The organism is Azospirillum cavernae (genome assembly GCF_003590795.1).
GTDB classification, from domain to species: Bacteria; Pseudomonadota; Alphaproteobacteria; order Azospirillales; family Azospirillaceae; genus Azospirillum; species Azospirillum cavernae.
On record NZ_QYUL01000004.1, the window covers coordinates 68,141 to 85,129 of the forward strand.

Sequence of the window (16,989 nt, forward strand, 5' to 3'; positions counted from 1 at the left end):
GATCGCCCAGTGCAACGCCTCATCATCACCCCGTCCCACCGCCACCAGCAGGGTCCGGGCAAGAAGTCGCATCTGCGCATGCTGGAAAAGCTGCTGGCGCGCAACGCCGCGCTCTCCACCAAGACGAACCATTTCCAGTACATCCCCGGCCTGTCCCTGAAGGTGATGTCCACCCCGCACCAGACGCAGGAGGAGCGCCGCGCCCGCAAGCTGGAGGCAAAGCTGCTGAAGGCGACCGGCGAGCGCGCCACCGCGCTGGCCGCCAAGGCGCAGAAGGCCCGCCTCGCCCTGGCCCTGAAGCTCCAGGCCGCCAACGCCAACAACGCGAAGAAGGCGGCGGCTTGACATGCGCAGCAACACTGACCGGGCGAACGACGCGCTCAATGCCGTCCACACCTACGCCCGCAGCGTCCACCAGTTGGACGAGCCGGTCGAGGACAATCTGACCGACCTGCTGACCGATCTCCGGCATCTCGCCGTCCGCGAAGGCATCGACTTCGACCATGCGGTTTTCATGTCCGAGCTTCATTTCGAGGGGGAGGACATCTGATGCTCCACGGATACGCGACCCTCGCCATTCAGGACCGGACCACGGGCGAGACCCGTGAGGTGATCGTCCGGGCCAACACCGTGGTCGATGCCGAGCGCATCGCCAACGATTACGCCAACGACCGCAATTACCGGCGGGCCGACCAGCCGGCCGAGGTCAAGATCGTGAGGCGCTTCTGATGGATGTGATCCGCAACATCTACCGCCGACCGATCCCCCAGGAAGGGGCGTCGAAGCTGGCCGAGATCACCGCCGTGCTGGTCTCGCCTGAACACAAACCGGGCGGCGCCTTCGCCGTCTACATCGGTATCGGCTCGCCCGAGTGGATCGTGGCTCACGGCATCAAGTGCCGTTTCCATGAGGCTCGTGTCTACTTCGAGGTCGAAGAAACCAACTACCGGTAATCGCGAACACCCGAGGCTGGGTGCCGAACCGCGCCCACAAACACAATTGGAGACTGAACATGCTTGAATTCCTCAAGCGTGATGGGTGGTCCCATGACTCCATCGAAACCCGTTCGGTGGATGTCGAGGATTGGGACGATCTGCGTGGCGAAGAAGGCGAAGGCGTCCGGGTCGTCCTTCCGCCCATCACCATAGCCCTGCTCGACGAGTATGACGCGGCGCCAGACGAGTTCGACGCCGAAGACTGGTTGCGCGACAACCTCATCAGCCACACGACCACGGACCAGGACAGGCGGGCCGCCGACATCGCCAACACCTACGCCCAGGACCCGGACGACTGGCTGTTCGAGAACTGGCGCACCCTGCTGACCGCCGAACAGATCACGGGAGTCGAGGCCGACATGGCCGAGGCCAAGGAGGAGCATGACACCGACGCCATCGAACAAGCGCGGGACAACTTCAAGGACAGCGACTCCTACTACGATTGGAAAGACGGCTTCGAGCCGGCCATGAATTTCTATTGGCCGGTGAGCCTCGCCTACGAGCTGGACGAGGAAACGGCGGCCGAACGGATCGACAAGCACGCCGGCGCCACCTCTTTGGTCTGGATTGAGCGCGTTCAGTCCCACGCCATCGTCCTGACCGGCGGCGGCATGGACCTGAGTTGGGACATTTGCGCCGCCTACATCTGCTGCGGCTGTGTGCCGCCCGCTCGCCTACTGCTGGGCCTGCCGCGCTTTGCGGGCGGCGGTTACGCCAAGTTCGGCGAATTGATCGTCAGCACCCTGATCCCGCTCTTGGTGAAGCACCGGGAGTGGCAGGCGGAACGTGCCCGTGACGAAGCCAAGCGGCTCGCCGAACACCTGGAGCTGCCAGCGCCAAACCTGACCAACCCGGTGGACGAATTGGCCGAAGCGCTGAAGCCGTTCGCCGAAAAGACGCTGTGGGAAGACATGTTGGTCGATCCCGACCCGGACGACCTCCGGCCGGACGAGGCCGTCGAAGAGTTCTTCATCAAAGTCGGCGACATCCGTCGGGCGCGGAAGGCAATCGCCCAGACCTGACGCTCAATTAAGCGCGCCATCAATCGCTGCGGGAGCGGTGGAACCTGCACCTCTGTAATTCAAGGTGGAGATGACCTCGTGCCCCGTCCCCAACGCCCGACAGGTTCACCAGCCCCCACAAAAGGCCGAAAGCTCACCGGCCGAAAGCACCGGGAGCCAGACCTGGATGTCGCCCACTGGCAGCACTGGGTCAAATCCCAGCTCCAGGAACACGGCTACATGCAAGGCGAACTCGCCGGGCGACTGCGGCTTTCCAATTCCGGCCTCACCCATCGCCTGAACCTGCGCGCCGAGTGGCACCCGCATGATCTTCGCGACCTCGCCGAGATGATCGGCCAGTCGATGGACGAGGTGATGCGCCACTACCCCGACATTCGATACCTGAAATGGGAGGAATGACATGTCCCGTTATGATTCGGTGCGGGAATACATCGCCGGCCAGATGCCGGACACCGTCAAGCGCCTGATCTCCCTGGCGACGTTGGATCTGAACGAAGGCCCGGTCTTCCTCGACGCCGAGGGCGAGCGTTGCGGCCCGTTCGATGACGGCGCCAAGCGGTTCGACTTCTCGACCGCCTGCCGTGAGATCGGCGCCTTCTTCGAGGACATCGGCTGCCTCTACGTCGATGAGGACGGCGGCCTGCACACCGCCGAACCGGAGGCCACGGTCGAGGTGGAAGAGAACCCCGATCATGACCCCGACGATCCCGACAGCGAACCGGAGATCGAGGTCCGCTACGGCCCGACCCCTATTGGGAAATCCCCGCACCCAGATCGTCGGCTTGGTCGCCGGATCGCTCGCCCAACATCTTTGACCCGGAGTCCATCCCATGCTGCGCATTGAGACCAACACCATTCCGGTTCACGGCTTCCCGCCCGATGGGCTGGGCGCCTTCGTTGGCGTGATCCACGCGGACACCGGCCAATATGACGGCTTCGTCCACATCGTGGAGGAGCTGGATGACCGGCCCTACAATTTCATGCTGGTGACGTCCGCCAACGAACTGGACGCGCTGACCCTGACCATCCCCGAAATCATCGACCTGCTGAAGGCCGACGATCCGGGCGAACACACCGGCAGCCCGCATGGGGAGGAGTTCAAGACCCTCGCCCTGAAGGCGTGCGAAGCGGGCGACGTGGACCTGGAAACCCACTACCGCGCCGCCCTGGAAGCTGGCTTCAACTGGGACGCCATCGTCGCCGACGCCAAGGCCAACAGCGAGGAGGAAGAGGGCGCCCTGATTGGTCGCGGCTTCCTCGGTTCGGTCTTCGCCCTGACCCCGAGCGGTAAGGTTTACGCCGCCTGGACCACCAACCAGACCGAGGCGGACGTGATCCTGGACGAGGCGTGGCGCGACGCGCTGGAGGCCATCGCCGAGGAAAAGGGCGGCTTCATCGACAGCGGCGAGGGATCGGGAAGCGACCTCTTCTTCGCCATCCAGCTCGACGCGCCGGACGAGGACGACACCATCTATGATCGGGTCTGCGTCTCCTGCCACGAGGTGATCGGGCACGAGGGCGATGACTGCCCCCACTGCGGAGCCGAACAGGTCCTGGACGCGGACGACACGGCCTGACCCTCGGCATGTCCTTGTCTCGCCAAGAGATCAGCCGCCGCCTGTTCGACTTGATCGAACGCGACCCGATCCTCCCCGACACTCCCCCCACCGAACCGGACGGCAACCTGTGGCCGACTGGAGATCCGATGTACCGCGCACCAACGATACGGCGTCTCCTGGCGCATTTTCCGCACCTGGATAAAGCCCAAGCCCAACAAATCCGCGACCTCCTTCATGGAACGCTGAAGCCGACGACGTTCGAGACGGTGAAGGCGTATGCCGCCCGCTGCTACAGCCCGCCGCCCGAGCATGACCTGATCCTGGAAGCCCTGAACGAGATCATCGAAGGGCACGGCACCGAACCCATCGGTGTGGAGGGGGTGAGGATCGACCGTTACTTCGGCAACACCGCTGCGGTGTACGTCAACACGGGCGACACCTACTCGGCGACCATCGTTTACGACACCGAACAGGACCGCTTCGAGCTGTCCACCTGGGGCGACTACTACGAGCTTTTGTGCCGCAGACACCGGGTCCGGGACGCGGCGTGATCCTGAAACACGGGGGAATCATGAGCAACCAAACCATCGCGGCGTTGAACGATCAACTCCGCGCCCTCATTCCGCTCGTGCCGAAGACGCTCGGCGCCTGCACCGTCACCCAGGGCGTGCTTGCCCTGTCGGCGACCACCATCGCCCAGGTCTACACCAGGGTGCGGACCTTCTCCGAGTTCACGGAGGACAACGACCCTTACGGAGAGCACGACTTCGGTTCGTTCGAGATCGACGACCAGAAGTTCTTCTGGAAGATCGACTACTATGATCTGAACCTGGAGTTCGCCTCTGAAGATCCGAGCGACCCGGATAAGACGATCCGCGTCCTCACCATCATGCTGGCCGAGGAATATTGAGACACCACAAAAATCAGCAGGGGAGAGAATCCCATGCTTGACACCCTCGCCATTGCCACCGACCTTAAGATCTCTGGGTTCCACGAAGATCAGGAGGTAGGCATGGCCCGCACCCTGAACAAGCAGTCCGGCCAGGGCTGTTCGGTTCTCCGAATGAGTCGCTTAACGGTAGGTGCAGCAAGTTCAAACGGGCTGTTTTGCTCTGAAAACGACTTTACCAAAGAGGGGGCTGTCTGAATCTCTATGTCAACTCCCTTACCCCCTTGCACGCCCTGGCTTACGGGGCAGCATGGGCAGAGCTGAATCGCCCTGAGCCAGTAAGGGGGCTTGCCTCCCGATGGTCCATGACGGAGATGATTGTCATTGACTAGCCATTTTGCATTGGAATCGCAGTTAAATACCAGTGCGCGCAAATGTTTCTCGGAATTAGGGGAGTCATGGATGGGCAAGAGACAAGCAGAGTTGGAGCTTCTGCAAGATCATCAATTGCTTTCAGGAGGGGAGCCTGAAACCATTTCCTCCATATTCAGAGATCCAAATTATTATAAAAATATAATTAACGATATAAGAAAAGAAGATGAAAATTTACGCGCTAATATTTTTATTTTATCGCGGTACTTTTGGCACATTCTTACCGAAGAAAACACATTGAGCGCGCTTAATCTGAATAAAAGGTGCGGAGTAATTTCAGGTATATTTGAGAAAATATTACGGGAATACTCCTGCAATGACTTGGGGCCAACATTAGTCTCTGAAATGCTCCACGCAATTTCAGGATATATGATGAAATGCTCGAAGAGTAGGCGCGATAAAGAAATTGCAAGATGTAAAGAAGAGGAGGCGTTTTTTGTCTCTAAATCTATATCGCGCTCATCTGAAATACAGCGGAAACGATCTTTCATTGAAGCTAATTGGCATGTTTATTCCACGGAACACCCGAATTGTTATATAGGCGATCTTGACGGGATTATAGATGAAGGTAGGCGATATGGTTGTTCTGGCAGTCTTTGGGACCGCCAGAAGGTTAATTTTACCATATCGGTTGCATACGGCACACAGATGCTGATCGGACTGAACGAGAAGCCGTCATTTCGTGAATCATCCGAATTTAAGAATATAGTACGTGGATACATTCTTCATCAAATCAATCGAAGAAATAGTGGAGATATTATCCCTCACGGTGAACGGGCAGACTTTATTATGTATCTCGCCATATATTTCCGCAACACATTATCAGGTCGAGAATTTTTAAATAAATACAATACAATTAGGAAGACTCGGCGGTCTCATAATGAGTGGAAACTTCCTCCGCAAGACAAGGAGTACATTGTTAATTCTTATTATTATGGATAAACAAAAAAACATTTCAGAATTTAATAATTTTATTGGCTGAATTCTATTGCCGTCACCTCATTATCTGCTGTTTATCCGAATGATATACGAAACGGCGGACCTTCACTGCCACTGCTATGCGCTGTCAAAAAAAAAAAACTTTGAGGCCGCCCAGGATATCGACAACTCCCTGATTGTCCAGATCAAAGGCAACCAGCAGACCTTAGCATCCATCAGTTTGGTGCGACCATAGCGCCTTGATCGTCAACCTGTCCAAGCTGGCGGGTTAGAGAGCAATCAATAACTCTCTTCGCCGAGACTTCGGCATTTCCCTAATGCAAATTCGTCTGACTCCAAGAACACGGTGACTGTTCACAGTCATCGTTTGCCTTTCTCTTTCAAACCCCAACGCCAGGGAACCCAGAATCATGTCCACCGCCAAGAAGTTTCTGATCTCCTTCGACCCGGCCAACATCCTGAAGGGCGTCACCTACGCCTCCATCGAGCGCGAGGCCCGCAAGCGCACCTACGTCAAGATCGAGAATGCCGGCGAGTATGCGGGCATTCAGGGCAGCCCGGCCGGTGAGGGCTTCTACGTCAACCCCGAGAACATCCTGAAGGCCGACGCCACGTTCGAGGATTTCAACGCCGCTCGCCGCAGCTTCAAGGGGCTGGTCGAGAACCTGAACGATCTGACGGCGGCGACCGAGGAAAAGCACAAGGACATCGAAGCCGACTACAAGGCGCAGCGCGCCGCGCTGATCGAAGGCTTCAAGTCCAGCCTGCTGCCGGCCCCGGTTCCGGTTCCGGTCGAACCGGAGGCCGAGCCGGTCCCGGCGGAAGACGCCGCCGCCTGATCGGCGCGCCGGTCGGGAGCTTCACGTCAGGATTAGCGAAGCTCCCCAAACCCCACCGCGTCTGGAAGCCCGCCCCCCGGCGGGCTTTTCTTTTGCCTGTCCACAACAGGAGCAACCCCACCCATGCATGACTGGGTGCAAGCCTTTACGGACGGCTCCAGCTTTCCCAAAGGACCGAGTGGGTGGGCGGTGGTGTGGCTCTATGGCGGCCAGACCTACGAGCAGTCCGGGGCCGCACCCCAGGGAGACAGAGCTACCGCATGGAGTTGACCGCCACCCTGGTGGCGCTGTCCACCCTGCCGAACGGCGCCAAGCTGGTCATCACCACCGATTGCCGACCGGTCCTGAACCACGCCCTGTCCCGCGTTCAGCGCCGCCGCGATGCCGATCTCTGGCAGGCCGTCGATTTCCACGCCCGGCGCATGACCGACGTGCGCTGGGTCTGGACCAAGGGTCATGCGGGAAACCCCTTCAACGAACGCGCCGACCAACTGGCCCGCGCCGCCGCCGAAAGCCTCAGACCATGAGCCTGACCACCCATGTTTCCAGCCCGCCGGGGCCGCCCCCGGCGAAGGAGACCACCGCCGAGGTGCTGGTCTCCATGCTCACCGAGAACACCGGGCGCCACTTCCTGGACAGCGGCGGCGCCTATGGCCGGAACTGGGAGCGCAACCACAACAAGGGCCTCGCCGAGTTCGAGGCCGAGCCTGCGACCAAGACGGAGTTCTGCCTGCGGGAGGGCGAAACCACGGGTGAGGTGTCCATCACCATCAACGTCTTCCACTGGCTGAAGGACCGGCTCGACATCAACCACCAACTCGACGCCTTTTTCTTCGAGTGGGTTGAAACGCAGAACGCGGCGCGCTCCTGGTTCGATTTGGTCGAACGCTTCGTGTCGAACGAGGACGATGAACTGAAGGCGTTCATCGAAAGCCGGCGCCGGGACGGGGAATACCGGACCCGGATCGAAGAGATCCTGTATGAGGCGCTGGAGGAGCATGGGCATCTCCCCGACCCGCTGAACCACACGCGGGCGGGCTTCACCCACAACACCTACAACGGCGAAGACGTCCTTTCCCAGACCATCCAATACACGATGTTCGGCCTCGGCTACGGGGATGTCGGCTGCTTCCTCTTCATCCATGGCGGGTGCGACGTGCGCGGTGGCTACACCCGGCCCCGTGCTTTCGATGTCGGCAACGGCAACGGTTGGGAAAGCATCTTCGACAATGCCCGCGTCACGCTCGGCCCGGACCCCGACAAGGAGGAGCGGGACGAGTATTTGTCGGACCACGGTGAGCCTGAACTGCCCGGCATCCCGCCGAAGACGCTGATCGACCCGTGGAACATCACCTGGGACAGCGACAACGCCGGTTCTTCTTTCTACCCCTGCGGCAACGAGTACCCGGCCAAGCTGCTGGCCTTCGACGAGTACGAATGGTCGGAGGACCCCGAGGATCGGGGCAAGGGCGTCGTCTATTTCGACCGCGAGACCTCCACCGCCCACTGCCCGGTCACGGGCTTCCCGCTTGTCGGCTCCTGGTATTGAGGAGAACTCCATGCTTTCCGAATATTTCAGGCGTGAACTCGAAGCGGTCGGTTACGAGCCGACCGATGTCACTTGGTCCCTGGGCTACAGCCAGGGCGACGGCATGGCCTTCGAGGCGCGGGTCGATCTGGAAAAGGTCGCCGGTCGTCTGCTGGCCGGGCCGCAGAAGGCGGCCATCACGCGGGTCATCAAGAAGGCCGGGCCGTCGATCCGCATCCGGCACTCCGGTCATTACTCCCATTGGAACTCCATGAGCGTGGACGCCGAGGATGTCTCGGTCGAGAGCGACGGCTCGGCGTTCGAGCGCAAGGCGTGGTCCGATCTGGTCGATGCCATTGATGAGGATGTGAAAACGATCAGCCGCCGGTTGGAAACGGACGGATACAGCCTGCTCGAAAACTGCAACCCCGCTTGGTTCGTGACGGACAAGGAGGGACAGTTCGGCGACCCCAGCCACGTCGTGTGGCGGACCTTCGAGATTGGGCGCTTCCGTGTCGTTCAGAAGCTGGTCGAGGACAACAACTTCGACGGCTATCGGTTCAATGACGGCCTTGTGAAGGCCATCGTCAAAGGCGAGACCCTGGTCTGCGGGGTCGAGGCCACGGTCTTCGACGCCGAGCGCGACATCGAACTCGGCAGCGCCAGCCTTTGGGGAATCACCGACGCCCCAAACCTCACCCGTGTCAGGCAATGCCTCCGGGAAACCACGCGCGAGGCCATCGCCGACGCTCGCGAAACCATCAACAGGTTTACGGGGAGGGCGGCATGACCATCATCGTCTGCACCTACCAGCGCCAGGACGGCCACAGCGTTGTCCTGATCCAGCATGGCCGGATCGAAACGGGGCACGCGCTGTGTCCGGCGATCTACCCGGTGGACCAGTTGCTCCAGCCGGGCGTCCTGCCATGGTCCACAGGGTCTTTTCCAACCTCAAGACCTGGGCGCTCGGCGTCTATCACGGCCTGCGGCCAAAGCCATCTTCAGGCCTACCTCGACGAATTCGTCTTCCGATTCAACCGGCGGTCAACTCCACACGCAGCCTTCCGATCCTTCCTCGGGATCGCCATCGCCAAAAAACCCGCAACTTACAATATGTTGATTGCACTGGACGCTCATGGATAAGCCATATCAGATAAATGATAATAAAAAGATTTTATTTCCCTCCTTCCGCCGAAGCCGTCTTTTGATTACAGACTAGACTAAGTTTTACCTGAAGAATATCGTCATATTCTTTTCGGAATACTAAATCAGAATTCCGTATCTTCTGCATATCCTCGTATATATCCGAAATATGTTCTATAACTGTCACTATGTTATCTGGACCACCAATAGGAGCGCTGTAAATTTTCTTACTTACTATCGAATCTCTATCTTGATATTTCGTTTTCGGTAAAATATTAATGTAATTACTCTCTCCCATTTCCAATAATGGAAAAGTCATTTTGCATAATTCCGATCTAGAAGCTTTCGATGCCTCCACAAGAAAGTTGCTTCTTGTTTGATTTTTTGTCTCAGCTACAGAAATTTGGTTGACCCAATAAGCCACAACTGCTGCCATGATAGCGGCGATGACAGCAGCTAGACCCGCAGGTATATCTTTTTTTAGAAATCCCATCATCATCCCAAGAAACCTTATCATTATGCAGCGCCAATTCCGAATGATATCTGAATATTACTGTGCTTAGACAACGCTTATTCCCGGTACCGAAGAGTAATCGCGGCTTGTTTCGGCGGCAACAAGAAGGTTATTTGTCCGAACTGATGATCTCATTCCATATATATCATAGATATCAGCCGTTCGTGGAGCCACCTCATAGGGACTTGACCCAGAGAAGATTCGAGGTTGACCACTGCTAATGCGCCGCCATTCGTCAATCGGAAGGCGATGCGCACGATGCAGCGATATGTTATTGAATGCGTTAATATCAACTCTTCCATTCTGCGATTTGTCCGAATCATTTAATAAGGCGATTCGTCCACTAGCAGGTTCTTCAACCGACCACAAAGTAGCAACAGAGAAAATCCCGATCATCGCCAAAAGAAGTGCCGGAATAAAAGCCTCTGCTTCCCTGGAAGTGAATGTCCCTGTACCAACAACAAGAAGTCCAGTAGCAAAACCAGCGGACTTCACAAAATTTCGTCGGGAAATATCTAGGATGGGTGCTTTTGAAGAAGAGATAGAGCTTGGCTTATAGCTATGGAAAACCTCGTCAAACTCCCGAAGGGCTACTTTGTTTTGAAGCATTGCGATGGGAAAGCTTGCAACCCTTTTTGTTTCGAGCATCATCATAAATCAACCTCAATTTTTAGTTTTGAGCGATTTGCGTCAAAAAATGGTAAATCATATGCCAGAAAGAATCAACAGGCTATGCGATATCCACCCAACCGCCTTGAAATTTATATGCCCACAAACTAAATAACTTTAGGGTGTTTTTGTCGTTCTCCGCTTTCTTATTGGGACCTATCGTTGAATTGCGGTAAAATTCTTAAAGGCTACCTTCGATCTTTTGAATGGGTCACCTTTAAAAAATACCCCTGGTTTCCCTACTGAATTTGGTGTATTTAAACGTATCGATCCGACCAAAACGCCATTTACGTAACCTCTTACAGTTTGTCCATAATGTATAATAGTCAGATTATTTTCACCACTATTTATTGATGAACTCCGTTGCCAACCCGTCCAGTTTTTTTCTGATTCATATAGATACCATTGATCTTCAGAAACTCCAAAAAATCCGCCAATAAAGCGAAGCTCGACTGGCCGATCTGTGTCATTACTGATGCGATTCAATGATACCGTCAGCAAATAAGGCGCCTTCAGTACAGCATTATATTCAAAACTAGCATATGACCATGAGCTAGCCTGCCCGCCAGTAGCAGCGACAAACTCACCTTCTTTCCATTCTATTATATTTCCAGCTTCGATGCGCCATTGCTCGACGGGTTTCAGAAATATAGAAGCCTTTTCAGAAGGTTTCTTCGAGTAATAATTTAGTCCACCCCCTCCTATAGGCCTGCTTTCACAAGAAGATAAAAATATTGCTGCGCTTATAAGAAATGAAAATAAAAATTTTTCTCCCGTGATAATAAAAATACTGCAAATTTTTTTATTTATGTTTTCTAATTTTTTGATATTCATAAGCATCATTTGACTCCTAAAATTTTTTGCAAAACTGTCCAAGGATAAATCACAACCGTGCCATATAAATTTTCCCCTTTTTGCGAAAAAAATTGCAACCGAAAAGCCTCTGTACGATTCTAAATCTCCTATTTTTCGAACGACCTGAGAATCAGAATACCTTTTTCAACGAGATTGATGGCTTCGTACAGCAGCATATCGACCTTAAGGTATCCACGCACCATAGAATTTTCACGAAAATAAATGGGCATCGTAGAATGAAATTTATATAGGTAAGAATTAGTATATTTTCTGAAAACAACAGATAAATCTGAAATTATGGTGTAATAATTATAAAAAAATCGAGATAAAATCGAAATCGGATTTATAGCATTGATAGATAGCGCCAATTCAATGAAAATACATCAAAATCGGACGAATGGTTAACCGAACTCAATTATATTTCTAATAATTTCTTACCGATCTCTACGTCATCGCGCGCCAGAATGGGCGGATAGGGCGATCCAGGGAGGCGCTATAGCAGGCCGCCCACAGCCCGACGAGGACAGGGGGGCAGACGGGGAAGCAGCGTTACCATGGCAGGGTGCGCACCCCAACGGCCCTGATGCAACGGCAGGCCAACGCACCACAGGACCTACCCCACCCGCGCGCCCTCTGGACGCGGGAGAGAGGGTGCCCCCAGCCCCATAGAGGGCCGACAGCCTCCCCCACCCCAGGGCTGTTCAACGCTGATCTTTGGATGCTGACAGCGGTCGATGGGCTGGTAAAAAAGAGATTCCTTCGACGGCTTTTGTCTGAATCTATGGCGGGCAACCATGCACGAGGGTTGACTGCCCTTGATCCCGTCGCCGCCGCGTTGGCCTCCGTCAATCAGGCCGCCGCCCAGATCGGCGAACAGGCGACCGCCCAGGCCGCCGCTGCCCAGCAAGCCGCCGCCGCCACGGCGGTGCCGGCCGTCGCCAACACCCACGCCCTCGCCCCGGTTCAGCCGGGCAAGCGCCTCTCCATGGACGACGCCCTGGAGATGACCGGCATGGCGGTCGAGGCGTATCTGAACCTCACCGAGAGCGCCATTCAGGTCGGCAAGGTCGGCTTCCACGAGAAGCTGGTCGTCGGCATCGACATCACCGAGGTCCAGCCGTTCTACGGCGTGTCGTGGGGCAACCCGGCCAAATATGGCCGCTCCTACGACCGCGTGCTCACGGTCGGCGGCGGCTCCTGGGCGCAGACGCTTCAGGCCGCCTCCGCCGACCCGGCCAAGGCGGGGTCGGAGTACATCTCCTACGAAATCCCGATGACCGTGGTCGAGGCCGGCACCGTCATCGGCTTCAGCCCGAGCGTGACCAACGCCAAGGATTTCAAGGCGCTGGTCCAGCAGGCCAAGGCCCAGGGACTGACCCGCATCAAGGTCGAGCTGACCCACAAGCTGAAGACCAACACCAAGGGCAAGTGGGGCAGCCTGATCTACAAGCTGGTCGGCGAATGGGAAGAGGACGGCGAGTAAGGGCGGAACCGGGCGGGGTCGAAAGACCCCGCCTCAACGGTGGAGTTGCCGATGATCTCCTCTCACTTCTGGCACTCGTTCCTTGCCCATCCCCTCATGGCCGTTCTGCACCTCATCGGCGCTCGGCAAACGGGGGACTGGGTTCACGATCACCTCATCCGGGAGCCGTAAGATGATCCGCATCTATGACGGCAATCTCGTCGTCCGCCAGCGCCTGGAAACCGACACCACCGGGTTTTGCCTGCGCAACCTGTATCTGGAAGCGGCCAACCCCCACGGCGTCTTGGACATCTGGGTGTTCGACCACCCGGCGGGCAACGCCAAGCGCCGGGACATCTACCCCGACTACAAGGCCAACCGCGAACCGCCGGCCGAGGACGTGCAGGCGTTCATGCGTCTCTGGCAGGAGATGGTGAGGCTGACCCCGGCCTTTTCCTGCATCGTCCCCGGCTATGAGGGGGACGACGTGATGGCCCACCTCGCGATCCGCTACGCGGTCCAGCACCAGCAGACGGTGGAGGTGGTGACGCGAGACGCCGACATCCGGCAGCTCGAACAAATCCCCCGCATCACCGTCACCGCCCAATCCCTGAAGGATGTGCCGCCAAACCTGATCCGCCTCTACAAGGCGACGGTCGGCGACCCTTCGGACAACATCAAGGGTGTGCCTGGTTTCGGGGTGAAGACCTGGGAAGGCTGCGACAAGAGAGCGTTGCGCGACTGGTTCGAGGCCCCCTTCGACGCCGCCCCGCCGACCGATCTGCCGCCCAAATGCAAGAACGCCATGGCCGCAAACCCGGCGCACTTCCAGGCCCTCTACCGGCTGGTCGGCTTCCTGCCCATCGAGACCGAGCTGGTCAACCAGCACCTCGTCGCCGGGCGGCACGACCCGGACGCCGTGGAAACCATGCTCGCCCAGTATCTCATGTGAGGCCCGGATGTCCGTCGCGTCCTGCAAGACGGTCCTGGTGGACCGCACGAACATCCACGTCCTGAAGCCGGTCATCATCGACCTCGTGTCAAAGGCCGCGTTGACCGGCCTCGACATCGAGACCCACGACGCCGACCGGCACGAGGGGCTGAACCGTTTCATGCGGTGCGACGGCGACGGGCGCAAGGCGAAGAACCGCAAGCTGGTCTTCGACGCCCGCCGCACCACGGTCACGGGCCTGTCGCTCCACCCGGACGGCGCCGATTACGCCTTCTACTTCAACCTCGCCCACGCCGACGTGGAGAACCGCCTGACCTGGGCCGAGGTGAAAGAGGTGCTGGATGCCCGGCCCGCGACCGGCTACTGGGTGATCCACAACGCCGCCTTCGAGCGGGTGATGATGCGCGCCGCGCTCGGCTACGACGTGACCCGCTATGTCTGCACCCTTCAGATGGCGGTGTCCGCCTACGGGCCGGACAATTACGACCTCAACCGCTTTTATGCCGCCGACTTCGCCCCCGTCCGGCCGCTGCTGTCCGACGCCCAGACGCTGTTCAGGACCTACAGCTACGGCGACGAGATGACCACGCCGCAGGCCGAGCTGTTCGCCAAGATCGTCGGCAAGGAGAGCGACGCCAGCTACTCCTACAACGGTTTGGTCCATGGCGTCGCCTGGGGCTACGGCCTGAAGCAGGCGGTCAAGTCCTGGTTCGGCCACCAAATGTCCAGCTTCGCGGAAACCCTGGGCGAGAACGTCCATATGGGCCAGCTCACCGGCGCCGAGGTCTCCGAATATGGGGCCGAGGACTCCTTCTGGTGCCTGAAGCTGTACCACCGGCTGCTGGACTTCATGCTGCGGGACAACCCGCAGGCCGCCCAGGCGTATTTCACCCAGGAACTGCCGGCGGTCGAGGTCTTCGCCGACATGAATTACCAGGGCTGGCGCCTGAACCATCCCGCCGTCGAGGCCCGCCGCTTGGTCGAGCGGGTCGAGACCGCCAAAATTCTCCGTCAGCTCCGCGCCGCCTGCGCCGCGCTGCTCCCCTTCCCGGACGACCCCCACGAACGGTTGGTGACGCACGAGAGTTGGTATGGGAAGTCGTGGGCGAAGAAACGCCGGGCCATCGAGAGCTGGGTCGCGCTGGGCGACAGCGCCGACGACTGCACCGAGGTGACGCGGCTCGCCGGGTCGATGTCGGAGGGATGGTCGGGGGCCAAGACCAAGGGCGCCCTGAACGTCACCTACTGGCAGACCGCAAGGGCGCTCCTCTACGATCTGTGCCGGGAAAAGCCCATCGTCATCCAGGGCAAGGTCCAGTCCGACGCCGATTGCCGGGGCAAGCTGGTCATCCGCCTCCAGAAACGGATCAAGGAGGAGGGGGAAAGCCCGGAGACCACGGCCAAGCTGGCGATCATCGCCAGCCTGTCGGCCCTGGCCTCCATCGAACAGCGCTCGAAGCTCTACATCGAGCCGTACCTGATGCTGTGCGACCCGGAGACGGGCCGCGTCTACCCGACGATTTCTTCCAAGCTGGCGACCCGGCGCATGGCGATGGAGACCCCGAACGGGATGCAGCTCGCCAAGCGTGGCGAGTCGGTGTTCGTCCGGGGCTTCTTCCTCGCCGACAACGACCGCGAGGTCCAGGTGTCCGAGGACTGGTCGAGCATCGAGCTGGTCACGATTGGCGAGATGTCCCAGGACCCCGAATTCAAACGGGTGTTCGGCCAGCTCCCCTATGAGGATCTGCATCTGGGCGCCGCCGCCGACGCCCTGGCCGTCGTCATTCCCGAGATGAACGAGGAGCTGCTGAAGGCGCTCGACGGCCTGGACGTGGCCGCCGTCCAGGCCATCAACCCGCGCATCCTGATGAACCGGGCGGGCGAGGTGATGGAGCCGGCCAAGGCCAAGAAATACTGGCGCACCGAGGTCGGCAAGGGCAGCAACTTCAACTACTGGTACTCAGGCGCTTTGTCCACCGTGGGCGAGCGGCTGGGCTGGTCGCCCGACCAGATGTGGGAAGCGACCGACCGCTACCGGAACCGTTTCCAGACCGCCGAGGCGTGGCGCACCGACCTGATCGGCTTCGCCCGCCGCCACGGCTACGTCCAACTCCCGGACGGCCACCGCCGGGTGCGCTTCGAGGCGACCGACCATTGGGCCACGGCGATGCGCCAGAAGTTCAGCCAACACCTGACGCAGAAGGGGCCGAACGACTTTTTCGCCAAGCTGCTGTCGGCGATCCAGCGCCGGGCCTGGAACCAGTCGGTCAACGCGATGATCCAGGGCACCTGCGCGGCGATGATGAAGCGCACCCTGGTCCGGCTGCACAAGGAGGCGCGGGCCACCGGCTGGTTCCGGCTGATCGCCCCCATCCACGACGAGGTCGTGGCCTCGGTGAAGGTCAAGCACCTGCACGACTACATCCGCCTGAGCCGGGAGATCATGTGCGACCACCCCGACCTGTTCCCGACCCTGCCGCTGCACTGCACGGTGTCGGTGGGCAAGACCTTTGAACCCTTCGACGCCGTGAAGGCGCCGAAGGGGCAGATCGAACTGGACGAAGCGCCGAAGGTCGATTGGTTGCCGAGGGAGAAGTGGGGTAAGGTGCTGGGGCGCGATGAGGTGGATGCGGTGATGACCTACCTTGAAGGTGTGCGATGAGCGATGCCCTTTACGAAACCGATTTCTACGCCTGGGCCAATCAGCAGGCGGCGCTGCTGCGCACCGGCAAGCTGACGCAGGCCGACATCGAGCACATCGCCGAGGAGATCGAGAGCATGGGCAAAGCCGAAAAGCGCGAACTCGTCAGTCGGCTGACCGTGCTGTTGCTTCATCTCCTGAAATGGCGCCACCAGCCGGAGCGGCGCGGCAAATCATGGAGCGCGTCCATTCGGGTGCAGCGCCGGGATTTGACCCGGCACCTCGCCGACAACCCGTCCCTGAAGGCGAAGCTGGACGAGAGCATCGCTGACGCCTACGGCGACGCGGTGATCCAGGCCGGCGCCGAAACCGACCTCCCGGAAGATGTGTTCCCGGTCGTCTGCCCCTGGTCCTTCGAGCAGATGATGGCTGAGGATTTCTGGCCGGAGTGATTGAAGGGCATCGGGAAAGCGTCACGCCAGTTGTCTGGACAATGAACGGCTTGGCCGTTCAAGTAGAAAAGATAGCAAAGCCCCCCTAACCCGGTCCC

The 16,989-nt window shown here is 58.5% G+C and carries 23 protein-coding genes and 1 pseudogene; 21 read left to right on the plus strand and 3 right to left on the minus strand.

Annotated features, from left to right (window positions below):
* The first annotated feature begins 9 nt into the window (after nt 1-9).
* The 17 genes and pseudogenes from D3877_RS23530 to D3877_RS23605 form a co-directional block, all read left to right on the plus strand.
* On the plus strand, nt 10-345 hold the full coding sequence (locus tag D3877_RS23530; protein ID WP_119833250.1) for a hypothetical protein: 336 nt from the start codon (nt 10-12) through the stop codon (nt 343-345).
* 1 nt (nt 346) lies between these two features.
* Nucleotides 347-550 carry a hypothetical protein gene (locus tag D3877_RS23535; RefSeq protein WP_119833251.1) on the plus strand — a complete coding sequence of 68 codons (204 nt, stop codon included), beginning with the start codon at nt 347-349 and terminating at the stop codon, nt 548-550.
* Nucleotides 550-729 (plus strand): hypothetical protein, encoded by a 180-nt coding sequence (locus tag D3877_RS23540; protein WP_119833252.1) that lies wholly within the window; start codon nt 550-552, stop codon nt 727-729. Before D3877_RS23535 ends, D3877_RS23540 begins: the two co-directional genes overlap by 1 nt.
* Entirely contained in the window at nt 729-953 is a 225-nt protein-coding gene (locus tag D3877_RS23545) for a hypothetical protein (RefSeq protein WP_119833253.1), read from the plus strand. Before D3877_RS23540 ends, D3877_RS23545 begins: the two co-directional genes overlap by 1 nt.
* 59 nt (nt 954-1,012) lie before the next feature.
* Nucleotides 1,013-2,017, plus strand: a complete 1,005-nt coding sequence (locus D3877_RS23550; RefSeq protein ID WP_119833254.1) for a hypothetical protein — start codon at nt 1,013-1,015, stop codon at nt 2,015-2,017.
* 219 nt (nt 2,018-2,236) lie between these two features.
* The gene (locus tag D3877_RS23555; RefSeq protein ID WP_119833255.1) at nt 2,237-2,416 is read left to right on the plus strand and encodes a hypothetical protein; all 180 of its coding nucleotides are present in this window, start codon (nt 2,237-2,239) and stop codon (nt 2,414-2,416) included.
* 1 nt (nt 2,417) lies between these two features.
* Nucleotides 2,418-2,861 carry a hypothetical protein gene (locus tag D3877_RS23560; protein WP_119833256.1) on the plus strand — a complete coding sequence of 148 codons (444 nt, stop codon included), beginning with the start codon at nt 2,418-2,420 and terminating at the stop codon, nt 2,859-2,861.
* The gene (locus D3877_RS23565) at nt 2,848-3,594 is read left to right on the plus strand and encodes a hypothetical protein (protein WP_119833257.1); all 747 of its coding nucleotides are present in this window, start codon (nt 2,848-2,850) and stop codon (nt 3,592-3,594) included. The genes D3877_RS23560 and D3877_RS23565 overlap by 14 nt, the downstream gene beginning before the upstream one ends.
* An 8-nt stretch (nt 3,595-3,602) precedes the next feature.
* The gene (locus D3877_RS23570) at nt 3,603-4,127 is read left to right on the plus strand and encodes a hypothetical protein (RefSeq protein ID WP_119833258.1); all 525 of its coding nucleotides are present in this window, start codon (nt 3,603-3,605) and stop codon (nt 4,125-4,127) included.
* 20 nt (nt 4,128-4,147) lie between these two features.
* Entirely contained in the window at nt 4,148-4,486 is a 339-nt protein-coding gene (locus D3877_RS23575) for a DUF3768 domain-containing protein (protein WP_119833259.1), read from the plus strand.
* A 33-nt stretch (nt 4,487-4,519) separates the two neighbouring features.
* Nucleotides 4,520-4,723: a hypothetical protein gene (locus tag D3877_RS23580; RefSeq protein ID WP_119833260.1), complete on the plus strand. Its 204-nt coding sequence runs from the start codon at nt 4,520-4,522 to the stop codon at nt 4,721-4,723.
* A gap of 204 nt (nt 4,724-4,927) precedes the next feature.
* Nucleotides 4,928-5,839, plus strand: coding sequence for a hypothetical protein (locus tag D3877_RS29580; protein ID WP_147395270.1), 912 nt, complete (start codon nt 4,928-4,930; stop codon nt 5,837-5,839).
* A gap of 407 nt (nt 5,840-6,246) precedes the next feature.
* Complete coding sequence (locus D3877_RS23585) at nt 6,247-6,675, plus strand: hypothetical protein (protein ID WP_119833261.1); 429 nt, start codon at nt 6,247-6,249, stop codon at nt 6,673-6,675.
* 194 nt (nt 6,676-6,869) lie between these two features.
* On the plus strand, nt 6,870-7,202 hold the full coding sequence (locus D3877_RS23590; RefSeq protein ID WP_274379647.1) for an RNase H family protein: 333 nt from the start codon (nt 6,870-6,872) through the stop codon (nt 7,200-7,202).
* Nucleotides 7,199-8,224, plus strand: a complete 1,026-nt coding sequence (locus tag D3877_RS23595; protein WP_119833263.1) for a hypothetical protein — start codon at nt 7,199-7,201, stop codon at nt 8,222-8,224. The genes D3877_RS23590 and D3877_RS23595 overlap by 4 nt, the downstream gene beginning before the upstream one ends.
* Before the next feature lie 10 nt (nt 8,225-8,234).
* Nucleotides 8,235-8,993 (plus strand): hypothetical protein, encoded by a 759-nt coding sequence (locus D3877_RS23600; protein WP_119833264.1) that lies wholly within the window; start codon nt 8,235-8,237, stop codon nt 8,991-8,993.
* A 136-nt stretch (nt 8,994-9,129) separates the two neighbouring features.
* Nucleotides 9,130-9,346: pseudogene (locus D3877_RS23605) on the plus strand (transposase); the annotation flags it as partial.
* A 31-nt stretch (nt 9,347-9,377) separates the two neighbouring features.
* On the opposite strand, the gene D3877_RS29585 reads toward D3877_RS23605, so the two are convergent.
* The 3 genes from D3877_RS29585 to D3877_RS29590 all read right to left on the minus strand — a co-directional run bounded on the left by D3877_RS29585 (nt 9,378) and on the right by D3877_RS29590 (nt 11,372).
* Nucleotides 9,378-9,845, minus strand: coding sequence for a hypothetical protein (locus tag D3877_RS29585; protein ID WP_147395271.1), 468 nt, complete (start codon nt 9,843-9,845; stop codon nt 9,378-9,380).
* A 60-nt stretch (nt 9,846-9,905) separates the two neighbouring features.
* Nucleotides 9,906-10,514 carry a twin-arginine translocation signal domain-containing protein gene (locus tag D3877_RS23610; protein WP_119833265.1) on the minus strand — a complete coding sequence of 203 codons (609 nt, stop codon included), beginning with the start codon at nt 10,512-10,514 and terminating at the stop codon, nt 9,906-9,908.
* Nucleotides 10,515-10,685: 171 nt separating this feature from the next.
* On the minus strand, nt 10,686-11,372 hold the full coding sequence (locus D3877_RS29590; protein WP_147395272.1) for a LamG domain-containing protein: 687 nt from the start codon (nt 11,370-11,372) through the stop codon (nt 10,686-10,688).
* 817 nt (nt 11,373-12,189) lie between these two features.
* Here D3877_RS29590 and D3877_RS23615 point away from each other — a divergent pair.
* The 4 genes from D3877_RS23615 to D3877_RS23630 all read left to right on the plus strand — a co-directional run bounded on the left by D3877_RS23615 (nt 12,190) and on the right by D3877_RS23630 (nt 16,891).
* Nucleotides 12,190-12,867, plus strand: coding sequence for a hypothetical protein (locus D3877_RS23615; protein WP_119833266.1), 678 nt, complete (start codon nt 12,190-12,192; stop codon nt 12,865-12,867).
* A gap of 172 nt (nt 12,868-13,039) precedes the next feature.
* Entirely contained in the window at nt 13,040-13,798 is a 759-nt protein-coding gene (locus D3877_RS23620) for a hypothetical protein (protein ID WP_119833267.1), read from the plus strand.
* Between the two features lie 7 nt (nt 13,799-13,805).
* The gene (locus tag D3877_RS23625; RefSeq protein ID WP_119833268.1) at nt 13,806-16,460 is read left to right on the plus strand and encodes a DNA polymerase; all 2,655 of its coding nucleotides are present in this window, start codon (nt 13,806-13,808) and stop codon (nt 16,458-16,460) included.
* Complete coding sequence (locus D3877_RS23630; RefSeq protein ID WP_119833269.1) at nt 16,457-16,891, plus strand: DUF29 domain-containing protein; 435 nt, start codon at nt 16,457-16,459, stop codon at nt 16,889-16,891. Before D3877_RS23625 ends, D3877_RS23630 begins: the two co-directional genes overlap by 4 nt.
* Nucleotides 16,892-16,989: the final 98 nt, after the last annotated feature.

Excerpts from the sequence above, each read along its gene's own strand:
- D3877_RS23535 (WP_119833251.1), top strand. The coding sequence starts at position 347 with ATGCGCAGCAACACTGACCGGGCGAACGACGCGCTCAATGCCGTCCAC.
- D3877_RS23540 (WP_119833252.1), top strand. The coding sequence starts at position 550 with ATGCTCCACGGATACGCGACCCTCGCCATTCAGGACCGGACCACGGGC.
- D3877_RS23545 (WP_119833253.1), top strand. The coding sequence starts at position 729 with ATGGATGTGATCCGCAACATCTACCGCCGACCGATCCCCCAGGAAGGG.
- D3877_RS23550 (WP_119833254.1), top strand. The coding sequence starts at position 1,013 with ATGCTTGAATTCCTCAAGCGTGATGGGTGGTCCCATGACTCCATCGAA.
- D3877_RS23555 (WP_119833255.1), top strand. The coding sequence starts at position 2,237 with ATGCAAGGCGAACTCGCCGGGCGACTGCGGCTTTCCAATTCCGGCCTC.
- D3877_RS23560 (WP_119833256.1), top strand. The coding sequence starts at position 2,418 with ATGTCCCGTTATGATTCGGTGCGGGAATACATCGCCGGCCAGATGCCG.
- D3877_RS23565 (WP_119833257.1), top strand. The coding sequence starts at position 2,848 with ATGCTGCGCATTGAGACCAACACCATTCCGGTTCACGGCTTCCCGCCC.
- D3877_RS23570 (WP_119833258.1), top strand. The coding sequence starts at position 3,603 with ATGTCCTTGTCTCGCCAAGAGATCAGCCGCCGCCTGTTCGACTTGATC.
- D3877_RS23575 (WP_119833259.1), top strand. The coding sequence starts at position 4,148 with ATGAGCAACCAAACCATCGCGGCGTTGAACGATCAACTCCGCGCCCTC.
- D3877_RS23580 (WP_119833260.1), top strand. The coding sequence starts at position 4,520 with ATGCTTGACACCCTCGCCATTGCCACCGACCTTAAGATCTCTGGGTTC.
- D3877_RS29580 (WP_147395270.1), top strand. The coding sequence starts at position 4,928 with ATGGGCAAGAGACAAGCAGAGTTGGAGCTTCTGCAAGATCATCAATTG.
- D3877_RS23585 (WP_119833261.1), top strand. The coding sequence starts at position 6,247 with ATGTCCACCGCCAAGAAGTTTCTGATCTCCTTCGACCCGGCCAACATC.
- D3877_RS23595 (WP_119833263.1), top strand. The coding sequence starts at position 7,199 with ATGAGCCTGACCACCCATGTTTCCAGCCCGCCGGGGCCGCCCCCGGCG.
- D3877_RS23600 (WP_119833264.1), top strand. The coding sequence starts at position 8,235 with ATGCTTTCCGAATATTTCAGGCGTGAACTCGAAGCGGTCGGTTACGAG.
- D3877_RS29585 (WP_147395271.1), bottom strand. The coding sequence starts at position 9,845 with ATGATGATGGGATTTCTAAAAAAAGATATACCTGCGGGTCTAGCTGCT.
- D3877_RS23610 (WP_119833265.1), bottom strand. The coding sequence starts at position 10,514 with ATGATGATGCTCGAAACAAAAAGGGTTGCAAGCTTTCCCATCGCAATG.
- D3877_RS29590 (WP_147395272.1), bottom strand. The coding sequence starts at position 11,372 with ATGATGCTTATGAATATCAAAAAATTAGAAAACATAAATAAAAAAATT.
- D3877_RS23620 (WP_119833267.1), top strand. The coding sequence starts at position 13,040 with ATGATCCGCATCTATGACGGCAATCTCGTCGTCCGCCAGCGCCTGGAA.
- D3877_RS23625 (WP_119833268.1), top strand. The coding sequence starts at position 13,806 with ATGTCCGTCGCGTCCTGCAAGACGGTCCTGGTGGACCGCACGAACATC.
- D3877_RS23630 (WP_119833269.1), top strand. The coding sequence starts at position 16,457 with ATGAGCGATGCCCTTTACGAAACCGATTTCTACGCCTGGGCCAATCAG.